Source organism: Methylobacterium sp. Leaf87 (assembly GCF_001422775.1).
Classification (GTDB): domain Bacteria; phylum Pseudomonadota; class Alphaproteobacteria; order Rhizobiales; family Beijerinckiaceae; genus Methylobacterium.
Genome location: NZ_LMMI01000059.1, coordinates 85493 through 99248, shown reverse-complemented (window position 1 = coordinate 99248; position 13756 = coordinate 85493). Strand labels below are relative to the sequence as shown.

Here is a 13756-nt window from a genome sequence, read left to right as displayed (position 1 = left end):
TCCGATCAACCCGGCAAACGTCCCTCCTTCATCCCGTAATCGAGGAAATGTTGGAGCGGATCGATATTGGCGGCCACCACGTCAGGGTTGTTTTCGAGATAGGCGTTGGTGTCGAAAGCCGGGCCGGGGTTGCGCCCCTCGCGCCAGCCGAACTCCTCGTAGTGAAGGAGGGGATTGAGGCCCGCCTCCGCCACGTCCGTGTAGGCGGTGAGATAGGCGCCCGGGTCGAACAGGGCGTTCGGAGCGCGCCCCTCGTCGGCGCCGTAGTTCAGGTAATGCCGGAAGGCGTAGTCCGACGGGGTGACGGTCAGGGGCGCAGCCGCGGCCGCCGCTGCGGCAACGTCGGGGTTCTGCGTGAGGTAGAATCCTGGATCGAAGGCCCCGGTATGGCCGCGGTCGTTCTCCCCCTCCTGAACGTTCCGGCCCTCGCCGCGCCCGTACTGGAAGTAATGCTCCAGGGCGTTGTCACCGTGCGCCGCCACATCCGGGTTGAGGGAGAGGTAGGCATCCGCCGAGAAATGCGCGCTGGGGCTGCGCCCTTCCCGCTCGCCGTACGTAACGTAGTGTTCGAGGGGGTTCAGGCCGGCGACCGCGACATCCGTGTTGGTGCCGAGGTATTCGAGGGTCGAGAAGTAGGCGTTGGGGTCTCGCCCCTCCTGCCAGCCATACGTGGCGTAATGGGTGCCGGCGTCCATCTTCGCCGCCCAGACATCGAGGTTGTGCGACAGGTACCAGACGTCGTCCACCACTCCGTGCCCGTCGTTCTGCCGGATCGACCCGTCGGTGAAGGTCAAGGTCCCGATTCCATTCAGGTCGTGCTGGGTCCCGTCGGGGGCCGTGAGAACCAGGGTTTCCCCCTTCAGGTCGACCCGCGCCTCGCTGAAGGCGAAGCCGAACGCGAGACTCTGTGGCGGAACCGCGCTGCCAAGGGAGACGGAAAGCCCCGCCGAAGTGGACAAGCCTTTCGCATCCGAGACAGTGTAGGTGAAGACTTCGGTGTACTGCCCGCCGGCACCGAGGTTGCTCGAACCGATGGCTTGGTAGCTGTAGCTGCCATCGGCCGCCATGTGCAGCGTCCCGTGCTCGCCGAGGATCGTGGTCGTGCCGTCCGCCGGGACCGCCACGGTGATGCCGCTGGCAAACCGCACGGCGGTGACGTGCAGGCTGTCACCCGCGTTGGGGTCGGTATCGTTGGCGAGCACGTTGCCGATCACCGCAGCCGCGTGGGTCGCGGTCGCGATCCCATCCGAAACCGGTGTGGGCGCGAGGTTGCCGCCGTCCGTCGCATTCCCGCCACCGCTTCCCACCGGTCCGGCGTCGCGCGGATCGATGGTGAGGCCGTAGGGGATCGAGGCCGGACCGCGGTTGCCCGCCGCATCCGTCGCGCTGGCCGTGAAGGCGTAGGCTCCCTCCGGCAACGGCGGCAGTTCGACGCTCCAGACACCGTCGGTTCCCGCCACCACCGTGGCCGTCCGGGGTCCGCCCTGCGTCTCATAGGCGATGAACACGGTGCTGCCGGGCTCGGCGGCGCCGAGAAGCGTCGGCGTCGTATCGGCGGTGACGCCGTTGCCGACGAGTCCCGTATCCTCGGTGAAGCCCGTGACCACCGGAGCGGCGGGGCCGACGGTGTCGAGGGTCACGGCGTTGCCGGTGGCCCGGGCTTCGTTCCCAGCGGCGTCGGTGGCGAGCACGGCGCTCGTCACCGGCCCATTCAGGCCCGTCAGGTCGACGGCGTAGCGTCCATCGGCGGTGACCCGGGTGGTGAGCGCGTGCGTCCCGTCCGTGAACGTCACCAGGGCGACCGCTCCGGCATCGAGGCCGGACACGGTGTAGGCCGTGTCGATGGCCTCCCGGGCGTTGATCACCCCGTCCGCAGTCGGCTCGATGCTGAGGGCGACGGCCGGGCCGGTATCCGCCACCGTGTCGACGACGACGGTGAAGGGCTGGCCGGCCTGCAGTACATTGCCCGCCGCGTCACGCCCTGCGGCGACCACGCTGTAGTTCCCATCGGCCAGATTCGGCAGCGGCGCCGTGAAGCTGCCGTCGGCACCGACCGGCACCGTGACGGTGCGGGGGCCGGTCCCGTCGGTGTAGGTCACCGTGACCAGGGCACCGGGCGTACCGGTTCCCGTCACGGTCGGCGTCGGATCGCTGGTGATGCCGTCGCCGGGAACACCCGTGTCGGGCTGGAGGCCGACGACCACCGGGGCGACGACGGAGGGCGGAGCGTTCTGACCGGGCTCCGTGCCCGTGCCGGGAGGCACGATCGGGGGAGTCGTCGGATCTTGGGGATTGGGGTCTTGAGGATTCGGATTCTGCGGGTTGGGGTTCTGGGGGTTTGTGCCGGTCTGACCGATGACGAGGCCGTTGCCGCTGCCCGATGCGGTGTTGCCGGCGGTATCGGAGACCGCGAAGGTGGAGGTGACGGTTCCGGTCAGTCCCGACAGGTCGGCTTGATAGGTGCCGTCCGCCCCGGCGTTGACCCGCACCGTATTCGACCCGTCGGTGAAGGTGACCAGGGCGGAGGAGCCGGCGTCGAGGCCCGCGACCGTGAATCCTACGGCCGCCGCCTGGGCCGGGGTCAGGCTACCGCCCGCTGGGCCGTTCACGCTGAGCGACACGGCCGGCACCGCATCCGCGATGGTGTCGATGGTCAGAGCCAGGGGCACGGACGTTCCGGAGGGAACGTTCGCGGCCGTGACCGCCGACGCCGTGAAGCTGTAGCTGCCATCGGTCAGGGTTGGGATCGCGAGGGTCCATTGACCGGTGCCGTCCACCGGACCGGTCACGGATTTCGGCACGCCGGCCTCGACGTAGACGACCGTGACGGTGCCACCCGGCGCGGCGGTCCCCGAGAGGATCGGGGTGGTGTCGCGCGTGATGCCGTCGCCGGGGATGCCGCTATCCACGTCATAGCCGGTGATGAAGGTCGGCGCCGGTGGCGGGGTGGCGCCGATCGCCACCGATCGCGACGTCGCCGACAGGGTGGCGCCGTTGCCGAACCCGTCCGCGATGTCCGAAGTGCCGGCGAGGCCGAGCGACAGGGTACCGGTGCCGGTCACGTCCAGCACCGACACCACATAGGTGCCGCCGGTGCCGCTGACGGAGACGATCCGCCCCGCCGCGGTCCCGGTGCTCGCGAGGACGAAGTCGTCCAGTGTCACGTCGAGGACCGTTTCCGGGAAGGTCACCGTGTAGGTGAACCCGGTGGCGCCGGTGTCCGTCGGCGTGGACGGAATGGCGGTCCCGATCGGAGCGACCGCGTCGACGACCACCGCGGTGCCGTCACGGGTGATCGAGTTCCCGGCGGCGTCCTGAATGGCCAGGACGGAGGAAACCGGACCGGCGAAGCTCGACAGGTCCACGGTGTAGGTCCCGTTGCGGACATCCATGACCGTCAGACCATGGGTGACGTCGCGGAATGTCACCGTTCCCATGGCGTCCGGGTCGAGGCCCGCCACGGTGAAGGCCACGGTTCCGGCCTCGGCGGCATCGATCCTCTGATCTCCGCCGGGATCCACGGACAGGGTCGCGACGGCACCACCATCGGCGGTGGTGTCGATGGTCAGGGGAAGCGGCGCCGACGTCCCGACGGGGGCGCCGTTCGCATCGGCGAGGCTCGCCACGAACGCGTGGGCGCCGTCCGACTGGGTCGGGAGCGTGACGCTCCAGGTGCCGTTCGCCGCGACCGTCGCCTGCACGGACGGTGATCCGGGCGACGCCGTATCGGTGATGGTGACGGTCCCGTTCGCCAAGCCAATACCCGACAGGGTGGGAGCCTGGTCGGACGTGACGCCATCGCCCTGCACGCCGGTGTCGACGGTGTAGCCGGTGATGACCGGCTGGACCGGAGCGACGCCGGTGACGAGGCGGGTGGCCGGTACCAGGGTAGCGAGGTTGCCGGCGAGATCGGCAATGTCGGAGTCGGATGCCAGGCCGAGGGTCAGCAGCCCGGTTCCCTGGATGCCCGCCACCGTGACCACGTAGCTTGCACCGGAGCCCGTTACCGACGTGATCTCGCCGGTGAGACCGGGGGGGCCGGACAGGGAGAAATCACCTGCCGTGACGTTCGCGACGGCCTCCGAGAAGGTCACCGCGTAGGTGAAGCTCGCCACCGTGACGCCGCCGGAGGGATCGCCCACGGCCGTGCCCTGCGGAGCCACCACGTCCACGGTCAGACCCGCCGGCAGGGCGAGATTTGCTCTAATGGAATTGTCGGCGACATCGGCCAGAACCACCTCCGCCGTGATGGAACCGGACAGGGTCGAGAGATTGGCCGTGTAAGTCCCGTTGGCGGCGATCGGAACCGTGACGGTGGTCCGGCCGTCTGTGAACAGGATGCTTCCAGACGATCCGGTGTCGAGGCCCGTGAGTTCGAAGGTCACGGCACCGGCCTCGTTTGCGCCGAGGCGGGTATCGCCGGAGGCGAACTGCACGGCCACCAGGGGGACCACGTCCGCGGTCGTGTCGATGGTGATGGCGAACGGCGCCGTGCTGGCGCTCGGCAGGCCGCTGGGACCCGTGGCCGACGCGGTCACCGTGTAGGCGCCGTCGACGAGGGTCGGCACCGTGACGCTCCAGACGCCGCCAGTGGCGACGGTCGGAATCGTCTGGACACCGCCCGGCCCGCTCACGGTGACCAGGACCGCGGCATTCGCCTCGGCCGTGCCGGTGAGGACCGGCGTGTTGTCGTAGGTGATCCCGTCCCCGGGCGTACCGGTGTCGGTGACCACGGCCGTGATGATGGGCAGAGCCGTCGGCGTGGTCTCGACCCGGATGGCGTTGCCCGTCACGGTCGCGATGTTCGCCGCCGGATCGGTGACGATCAGGCTGGTGGCGACCGTTCCGTCGAAGCCGGACAGATCGACCATGAAGGTACCGTCGGCCGAGATCGGAACGTCCTTGACCAATGCGCCGAGGGCGAAGCGGACGATGGCCGTGCTGCCGACATCGAGGCCGGCCACCGTGTAGGAGACCATGGTCGCCTCGGTCGCGTCGATCACGCCATCGGCGGTGGCGGACACGGCGAGGCTGACCGGCACGCCCGCATCGGCGACGGTATCGATCACCAGGGGACGGCTGGCGGAGGTGCCGAGCACGTTGCCGAAGGCGTCCGTGAGGGTCGCCGTCAGCGCATAGGTGCCGTCGCCGAGGGACGGCAGCGGGACGGACCAGTCGCCGCTGCCATTGGCCCGCACGGTCACGCTGGCCGGCACGCCGGCCTGATCCGTATAGGTCAGCGTGATCGTACCGTTGGCCAGAGCGGTGCCGCTGACGACGGGGTCCGCATCGTTGGTGATGAAATCACCAAGCGCGCCGGAATCGGCCGTGATGGCGGCGATGACGGGCAGATCGCCCGGCTGGACCACCACGGGGACGTTGACGAGGTGCAGACCGGCCTGGGCCACGATGGCGGCGTTGCCGGCGAGATCCGCGATGTTGGACGAGCCCGCGAGCCCGAGGGCGAGGGACCCAGTCCCGGTGACATTGCCGACCGTGACCACATATGTGCCGTTGATCTCCGTCGTGGAAACGATCGTACCGGCCGCCGTCCCGGAGCCCGTGAGGACGAAATCGGTACGGTCGAGGTTCGCCACCGCCTCCGGGAAGGTGACCTTGTAGGTGAGGCTCGTGGCGCCGGCGGGGGCGGCCGGGTCGGCCACGATGATGGCCGCCGGAGCCACGGCATCGATGGTGATGGGGTCGAGCGGCAGGGTCGCGCGGTTGCCGACAAGGTCGACCACGGAGACGCTCGCCGTCACGGTCCCGCCGAGGCCGGACAGGTCGACGGGCGGGAGCGGTCCATTGGTGAGGACGACGGACACGGTTCCGCCCTGCCCCGTGAAGGTGAGCGTCGCGGTGGCATCGCTATCGATGCCCGAGACGGTTCCGACGAGGGCTGCGGCCTCCGAAGCATTGAGAAGGCGGTCGGCCGGCAGATTCAGGGTGACGCTGAGGGGTGTCGCATCCCCGTCGGCCAGGAGGTCGATGGTCACGGGCAGGCCGACGGACGGGGCGCTGACGTTGCCGGCGGCGTCCTGTGCGGTCGCGGTCAGGCTCACGGTCCCGGCGCCGAGGGCCGTGGTCACCGGGATGCGCCAGTTGCCGCTGGTGTCGACCTCCGCCGTGAGGGTTTGTCCACCGACCACCACGGTGACGATGGACCCGGCTTCGCCGGTGCCGACGAGGATCGGGGTCTGATCGTTCGTCGCCGTCACCGCGACGGGCCCGGCGGAGGCGAAGCCCTGGATCGTCGGGACGGTCGGCAGCACCGTGTCGAAGATCGCGCCCGGCCCGACGAGAATTGCGGGTATGCCGTTCTGGACCGTATAGGTGAGGCTCGAGGTCACGAGGCCGTCGAGGGCCGACAGATCGAGGGTACCGCCCCCGTTGACGAGCGGGACCACGGCTTGCGTTCCGTCCGCGTCCGTGAAGGTCACCGACAGGACGGCGCCGGGGGGCAGACCGCCGAGGGTATAGGACAGGCCCGCCGCATCCGCTCGGTTGATGATGTTGCCGTCGAAATCGATGGCGAGGGTGAAGGGGAGAGCCGTCGGCGTGTCGATGGTGACGACCTTCGGCGCAGTGGGAAGGCTGACATTGCCCGCGAGATCCTGGGCCGTCGCCGTGAAGGCGTAGCCGCCATTGGCGAGGGCGGTCGGCACCGTGGCCGTCCAGTTACCGGCCCCATCGACGGTGGCCGCGAGGATCCCGGTCGCTCCGCCGGGCCCCTGATAGGTCACCGTGACGGTGCTTCCCGCCTCCGTGGTGCCGGACAGGGTCGGCGTGGTGTCCGCCGTGAGGAAACCGTTCGGAACCCCACCACCGTCGCTCACCAGACCCGTGATGACGGGCCTCGGCGGTGGCACGAGATCGAGGGACACCGGGGCGACTGGGAAAAGTGTCGCGAGGTTGCCGGCGGTGTCCACGATGTTCGCGTTGGCGGACAGGGCGAGGCCGAGGGTTCCGGCACCCGAGAGGTTGCCGACCACGACGGTGTAGCCGCCGGCTCCGTTCGCTGTCGCCTGGGTGACGGTGCCGACGATGGATCCGGTCCCGACGACCTGGAAGTCGGTGGTGTCGAGCCCCGTGACGGTCTCGGGGAAGGTCACGTCGAACGAGACCGTTGCGGCCGCCCGAGCGCCGAGGACAGCCGTGCCGACGGGGGCGATGAGATCGATTGTCAGGGCCGGGCCCGTGAGGGGCGCGGTGTTGCCCACCGGATCGGTGAGCACGATCGACGAGGTGACCGGACCAACGAGGCCGGAGAGGTTAACCAGGGCGCTGCCGTTCGACCCCAGGGTGGCGGTGACCGTATTTGCGTTCGCATCCGTGAAGGTGACGGCGGCGATGGCGCCCGCATCGAGACCGCTCACCGCCACCGGCACGGCGGCGATCACGCCGGCTCCGACGGGCAGGCCCCCGTTGACGCCGAGGGTGAAGGGTGTGCCGGCATCGGCGGTGAGATCGATGGTCAGATTGGCGAGCGCCGGGATGGCGACGTTGCCCGCGGCATCGGTGGCGCTGACGGAAACGGCATAGGATCCGTCCGTCAGGGCCGTGCCCGCCCCCGCCGCCAGCGGCAGGGCGAAAGCGCCGTCGATCACGGCTGCGGTCGTGGTGAGAACCGCGGTGCCGGCGCCGTTGGTGATGGTCACCGTCACGGTGGCGCCGGCGGCGAGACCGGCCGCAGTCCCTTCGAGAACCACGCCGGCCGCGAGTTCGGCCTGGGAGAGGACGCCGTTCCCGGCGATGGGTTGGACGGACAGGACCGGCGCGGTGCGATCGAGGGTGAGGATGGGGCCGACGGGCGCGGACACGCCCGGCAGGGCGTTGCCGGCGGCATCGACGATCCCGGCGGGGTTGAAGGTGAGGCCGAGGGTGCCTTCGGCGGTGGCGGCCGGAACCGTGACCGTGTAGGTGCGCCCGCCATCCGCCGTCACGACGGTGGGAACGAGGCCCCCGGGGGTCGTGGTGACGGCCGTACCCGTGAGACCGAGATTGGCCGCGGTCAGGCCGGTGACGGCCTCGGAGAAGGTCAGGGTGAAATCGATCACCGTGTCCTTGGTCACCGCGGCGTCCGGTGAGGTGACGCTCAAGAGGGTGGGCCTCACGAGATCGACGGTGACCGCCTGGCTCAGGGCGACGGAGGTGGCGCCGTCGGTCCGCTGGACGAGGACGCTGACGTCGCCGGACGCCTGCAGGACCGGAATGATGCCCGAGAAGGTCGTGACGCCGTTCGCCGTCACGACCGTGGCACCCGTGAGCGGCGTCACGGTGCCGCCGAGACGGACGGCCAGGGTCTCGCCCGCGCCGAGCGGCCCCGCGAGGGTCCCGGTGACGGGGACGGTTCCGGCGGCGGCCTCCGCGATGTTGACCACGTTGTCGCCTGCCACCCGCACGGCGGTGACCGTCTGCACGGGCCCCGGCGCGACAAGGTTGTAGACGGAGCCGAGCACACCCGCGACCGGAATGCCGGTGCCGACCTGCAGGGTGCCGGTGGTGCCGCTCGCCAGGGCGAGATCCTGGCGGCCGTCGCCGTTGATGTCGAGGAGGGCGAGGGCGCCGAGGCCAGCCTGGGTCTCGAGGATGACCGGGGCGGAGAAGTTGCCGGCGCCGTCGCCGTAGACGACCCGCACATTGCCGTCCGCGCCGGCGTAGAGGATGTCCTGGCGACCGTCGCCGTTGGTGTCGCCGATGCGGATATCCGTGGCGGCTGCCCCGGCCTGAAGGGTCGTCTGGATCGCCCCGGCGGCGGAGCTGCCGCGAATCTCGAGGGTGCCGCCCGTGCCGGACGAGACGATCTCGGCCCGGCCGTCGCCATTGAGGTCGCCGGCCGCAAGGCCGCCGGCGCTGGCGCCGACGGTCAGGGTCGAGCGTGCGAACGTGCCGTTGGCCGCCTGGGTGAGAACCGCGATCTGGGTGCCGTTGTCCGCCAGGGCCGCGAGATCGATGCGACCGTCGCCGTTGAAGTCGGCGGCCACGAAGGCATCGGGCCGGACCCCGAAGGATTGTGCCGTCCCGGCGCTGAAGGTTCCGGTGCCGTTGTTCGTCAGCACGGTGGCGGTGCCGCCCGCGAGACCCTTCACGACGAGGTCGGCGTAGCCGTCGCCGTTGACGTCGGCGATCAAGGCGCCGTCCGCGTTCTCGGTCGCGCGGCTGGTGACCGTGAAGGTGCCGTTGGTGCCCTGCTTCAGGATCTGGACCGTGCCATTGCCGGCGGTGACGATATCGGCGAGGCCATCGCCCGTGATGTCGCCCGTGGCGATGGTGTTCTGCCCCGCCGCGACGGTCACGGTCTGGGTCGCACCGAGCGAACCGGTGCCGGTGCCCCGCGTCACCACCACGGTGTTGTTGACGAGGAAGGCCGCATCCCCGAGCCCGTCGCCGTTGAAGTCGGCCGTCGCAGTCTCACGCGCCGGACCGATGTTGACCGGGGCGAGAAGAGCGAAATCGGCGCCGCGCAGGCCGTTGCCGGCAAGGTCCGTCACGCCCGAGAGATTCGACGGATTGAGCGCGAGACCCAGGGTGCCGGCGCGCCGATCGAGGCTGACGCCGTCGAGGCCGAGGCCGACGCTGACGATGTAGGTGTTGGGGCTCAGGGTCGGCAGCAGGGTGACGAGGTGGATGCCCGGCAGCGTTCCCGTCGCCTGGAAGAGGTTGGCCGTGAGGCCGAGCACAGGCTCCGAGAAGGTGACCTCGTAGCGCAGCACACCGACGAGATCGAGAAGACCCAGGGGATCGAGGGTATCGAGCTGGTTGACCGAGACGATGGTCGGTCCGGTGGTGTCGACGCGGACGGGAAGCGCCAACGACGTCGTCGTCGTGGTGATGCCGAGCAGGGTCGCGCTCTGGGTTGCACGCAGGTTGTGCGTGCCCTCCGACAGGTTGAGGCGCACGGACGAGAGTGAGGTGCCGAGGAGTCCCGCCGGAACGGTCGCGAGGATCTCGCCGGTCCCGGGGGTGCCGCTGTTGTCGCGATCGTCGAAGATCGTGATCGGACCACCGAGGAGATTGAGGCCGACGATGCCGACATCGACGCCGTTGCGCCGGGTGAGCCCATCGAGCGGAAGGCCCGTATCGCTCGTCGGGGCGAGGACAAGTGCGAGGGTGCCGGCCATCTGCATTTCCCGTTTCTGAGGCACGTTCCCGCATGCGCCGCGGAGGGACCTCCGGGCGGGGATGACGATGCCTGAATGAACTTGGTGCGCGTCTCGGCGGGCGTCGAAGCATCCGCGGCCCGGTTGCATATATCAACCTACAGAAGAACAGTCCGGCCTCAAGCCCGATCCCGGCCTAAGCCATTATTTTTCCTGATTTTGCCGTTCTGTACGCTACTCGTCCCAATTATTGTGAATGAACGGTAAAGATCGGATTTTAACTGCCGATCGTGTTCGGATTTTCCGGTTCACGGGTCGGCATTTTAGGAATGTCTTAACAGTCGCCCGTTCGTCATGGTTGTGCCCATCCCTGCTCTAGGCGAATTAGCACAACCGAATTCGCTCAAATTAACGATATAGAGGCGAATGAATTCGCCATACTCCCGCATCATCACCATCGAGAGGCGATCTGGCATGCGAGCGGATCAAACATCCGAGTTGAGGCGAGCGCTCCTGCGCTGCCGACGTGCCTTCCTCGGCGTCGCGGTCATGAGCGGTGTCGTCAATGTCCTGTACCTGACGGGGTCGTTCTTCATGCTGGAGGTCTACGACCGTGTGATCCCGGCCCGTTCCATTCCGACGCTCATCGGCCTCGGCGCCCTCGCCCTCGCCCTGTTCCTGTTCCAGGGGATTATCGAGCTCATCCGCGGACGGGTGCTCGCCCGGATCGGATGCTCCCTCGACGAGGCGGTCGCGCCCCGCGTGTTCGACGCGGTCGTGCGCTACCCACTGAAGTCGCCGACCGGTGGCGACGGGTTGCTGCCGCTGCGGGATCTCGACCAGATCCGCAATTTCCTCTCGGGCCTCGGACCGACGGCGTTCTTCGATCTGCCCTGGCTGCCGGTCTACCTCGCGATCTGCTTCCTGTTCCATCCGCTCATCGGGCTCGCGGCTTTCGCCGGTGCGGTGATCCTGGCGGTGCTGACCCTGCTGACGGACCGGCTGACCCGGCAGCCGCAGCGCGAGGCCACCCGGCACGGCGCACGCCGCAACGAACTCTCGGATGCGGGGCGCCACAATGCGGAGGTGCTGCACGCCATGGGCATGCAACGGAACCTCGCACGGATCTGGAGCGAGGAGAGCAGATCCTACCTCAGCCGACAGCGCCGCGTCTCGGACATCGCCGGGGCGCTGGGCACCGCCTCGAAGGTGTTTCGCATGATCCTGCAGTCCGGGGTCCTGGCGCTCGGCGCTTATCTGGTGATCCAGGGCCAGGCCACGGGCGGCATCATCATCGCATCGTCGATCCTCGTCTCCCGGGCCCTGGCCCCGGCGGAGATCGCCATCGCCCATTGGAAGGGATTCGTCGCCGCCCAACAGGGATGGGCCCGTCTCAACGAGATCTTGACCCGGTTCGCCCCGGAGGCCGACACCCTCGAACTTCCCGCCCCGCGCGAGGCCTTGACCGTGGAGCAGGCCTGTCTCGTGCCGCCCGGCACCCAACGGGTGGTGGTTTCCGACATGAGCTTCGGACTGAAGGCCGGTCAGGGCGTCGGGATCATCGGCCCGAGCGCATCGGGCAAATCCACCCTCGCGCGTGCGCTGGTGGGCGTCTGGACCCCGGCCCGCGGTTCGATCCGCCTCGACAGCGCCACCCTAGATCAGTGGCACGCGGACAGCCTCGGCCGTCATATCGGCTACCTCCCGCAGGACGCCGAGCTCTTTGCCGGAACCATCGCGTCGAACATCGCCCGGCTGTCCCCCTCCCCCGATGCGGAGGCGGTGATCGCCGCCGCCCGCACGGCCGACGTGCACGATCTCATCCTGCGGATGCCGGAGGGCTACGAGACCCAGATCGGACCGAGCGGCGCGAACCTCTCTGCCGGCCAGCGCCAGCGGATCGGGCTGGCGCGCGCGCTCTACGGCAATCCGTTCCTCGTGGTCCTCGACGAACCCAATGCCAACCTCGACGAGCCGGGTGAGCTCGCTCTCACCCGCGCCATGCTCAGCGTGCGGCAGCGCGGCGGCATCGTCGTCGTCGTCGCCCACCGGCCGAGCGCCCTCGCGGCCGTCGATCTCCTCCTCGTCATGGAAGAGGGCCGGGCGCGAGCCTTCGGCCCCAAGGACGAGATCATGAAGCAGCTGATGCGCCCGACGGCCGTGCCGAGCGTCCGCGCATCGAAACGCCCCCCCGCGGTCCAGGCCGACCCCGCCCCGCAAGCGAACCTCAAGGCACGCGCATGACCTCCGCGATCCCCAATCCCACAATCCCCACTCCAGTGGTTCCGTCTCCCAGCGGGGCCGGTGCCCGGCCGTTCGACGCGGATCGATCCATCGGCGTCCACCTTCTCAGCGTTTCCGCTGTGATCTCCGTGCTGGTCTTCGGTGTCGGCGGATGGGCCACCTTCACCCCCATCCACGGAGCCGTCATGGCGTCGGGCCAACTCGTGGTCGAGAGCGACGTGAAGAAGGTCCAGCATCCGACCGGCGGCGTGGTCGGTACGATCCGAGTCCGCGACGGATCCCGGGTCACCGCCGGCGACATCCTCATCACCCTCGACGAGACCCAGATTCGGGCCAACCTCGACATCGTCCTCAAGGCCATGGACGAGCTGAGCGCCCGCCGGGCCCGGAACGAGGCCGAACGGGACGGGACCCCGCACATCCGGTTTCCCGACGAACTCGTCGCCCGCCGATCCGCGGACGCCGCCGTCGCCCAGCTCATCGACGGCGAGGTTCGCCTGTTCGAGACGCGGCGGTCGGGGCGCGAGGGCCAGAAGGCTCAGCTGGAGCAGCGGGTCCTCCAGATCCGGCAGGAGATCGGCGGCTTGACCGAACAGGCCGCCGCCAAGGCGCAGGAGATCACCCTCATCGGTGACGAACTCGTAGGCGTCCATGAGTTACGGGCGAAGAACCTCGTCGCCCTCTCGCGGGTGACGGCCCTGGAGCGGGATGCTGCCCGTCTCAAGGGCGAGCGCGGTCAGCTCATCGCCGCGCAGGCTCAGGCACGGGGCAAGATCTCCGAGACGGAGCTGCAGATCCTGCAGATCGATCAGGACATGCGCGGCGAAGTCGGCAAGGAACTCGCCGACATTCGCGGGCGCTGGTCCGAGCTGGCGGAGAAGCGCGTCGCGGCCCTGGACCAGCTCAAACGCACCGACCTGCGCGCGCCGCAGGACGGCGTGGTGCATCAGATGACAGTGCACACCGTCGGCGGCCTGGTGGTCCCGAGCGAACCCGCGATGCTGATCGTGCCCGATGCCGACAGCCTCGCCGTCGAGGTGCGGATCCAGCCGCAGGAGATCGACAACGTCCATCTCGATCAGGAGGCCGTGCTGCGGTTTCCCGCCTTCAACCAGCGGGTCACACCCGAGATCGACGGTCTCGTGACCCGCATCTCGGCGGATGTGAGCCAGGACGTGAAAACCGGGGTCAGCTACTACACCACCCGGATCCGCGTGCCCGAGGCACAGCGTGATCGCCTGGGCAAGGTGCGCCTCGTACCAGGCATGCCGGTGGAAGCCTACATCCAAACCGGCGAGCGCTCGGTCCTCTCGTATCTCCTCAAGCCGTTGGGGGATCAGGTCGCCAAGGCTTGGCGGGAACGCTGAACCGTGGCTTTCGTCCGGTCATGGTACTGAGGCGAGCCCGGGGGT

3 protein-coding genes are annotated in these 13756 nt (G+C 69.1%); 2 read left to right on the top strand and 1 reads right to left on the bottom strand.

All coding sequences use genetic code 11. From position 1 onward, the window contains the following. Positions 1–5: 5 nt before the first annotated feature. Entirely contained in the window at positions 6–10121 is a 10116-nt protein-coding gene (locus tag ASF22_RS20375; protein ID WP_162239596.1) for an Ig-like domain-containing protein, read from the bottom strand. Positions 10122–10574: 453 nt separating this feature from the next. Here ASF22_RS20375 and ASF22_RS20370 point away from each other — a divergent pair, with 453 nt between their 5' ends. Together ASF22_RS20370 and ASF22_RS20365 are read left to right on the top strand one after the other, a co-directional pair. After that, positions 10575–12344 carry a type I secretion system permease/ATPase gene (locus ASF22_RS20370; RefSeq protein WP_056267936.1) on the top strand — a complete coding sequence of 590 codons (1770 nt, stop codon included), beginning with the start codon at positions 10575–10577 and terminating at the stop codon, positions 12342–12344. Continuing rightward, complete coding sequence (locus ASF22_RS20365; protein WP_082483880.1) at positions 12341–13711, top strand: HlyD family type I secretion periplasmic adaptor subunit; 1371 nt, start codon at positions 12341–12343, stop codon at positions 13709–13711. Before ASF22_RS20370 ends, ASF22_RS20365 begins: the two co-directional genes overlap by 4 nt. Positions 13712–13756 lie beyond the last annotated feature (45 nt).

Coding starts and splice junctions, on each gene's coding strand:
- ASF22_RS20375 (WP_162239596.1), bottom strand. CDS start 10,121: ATGGCCGGCACCCTCGCACTTGTCCTCGCCCCGACGAGCGATACGGGC.
- ASF22_RS20365 (WP_082483880.1), top strand. CDS start 12,341: ATGACCTCCGCGATCCCCAATCCCACAATCCCCACTCCAGTGGTTCCG.
- ASF22_RS20370 (WP_056267936.1), top strand. CDS start 10,575: ATGCGAGCGGATCAAACATCCGAGTTGAGGCGAGCGCTCCTGCGCTGC.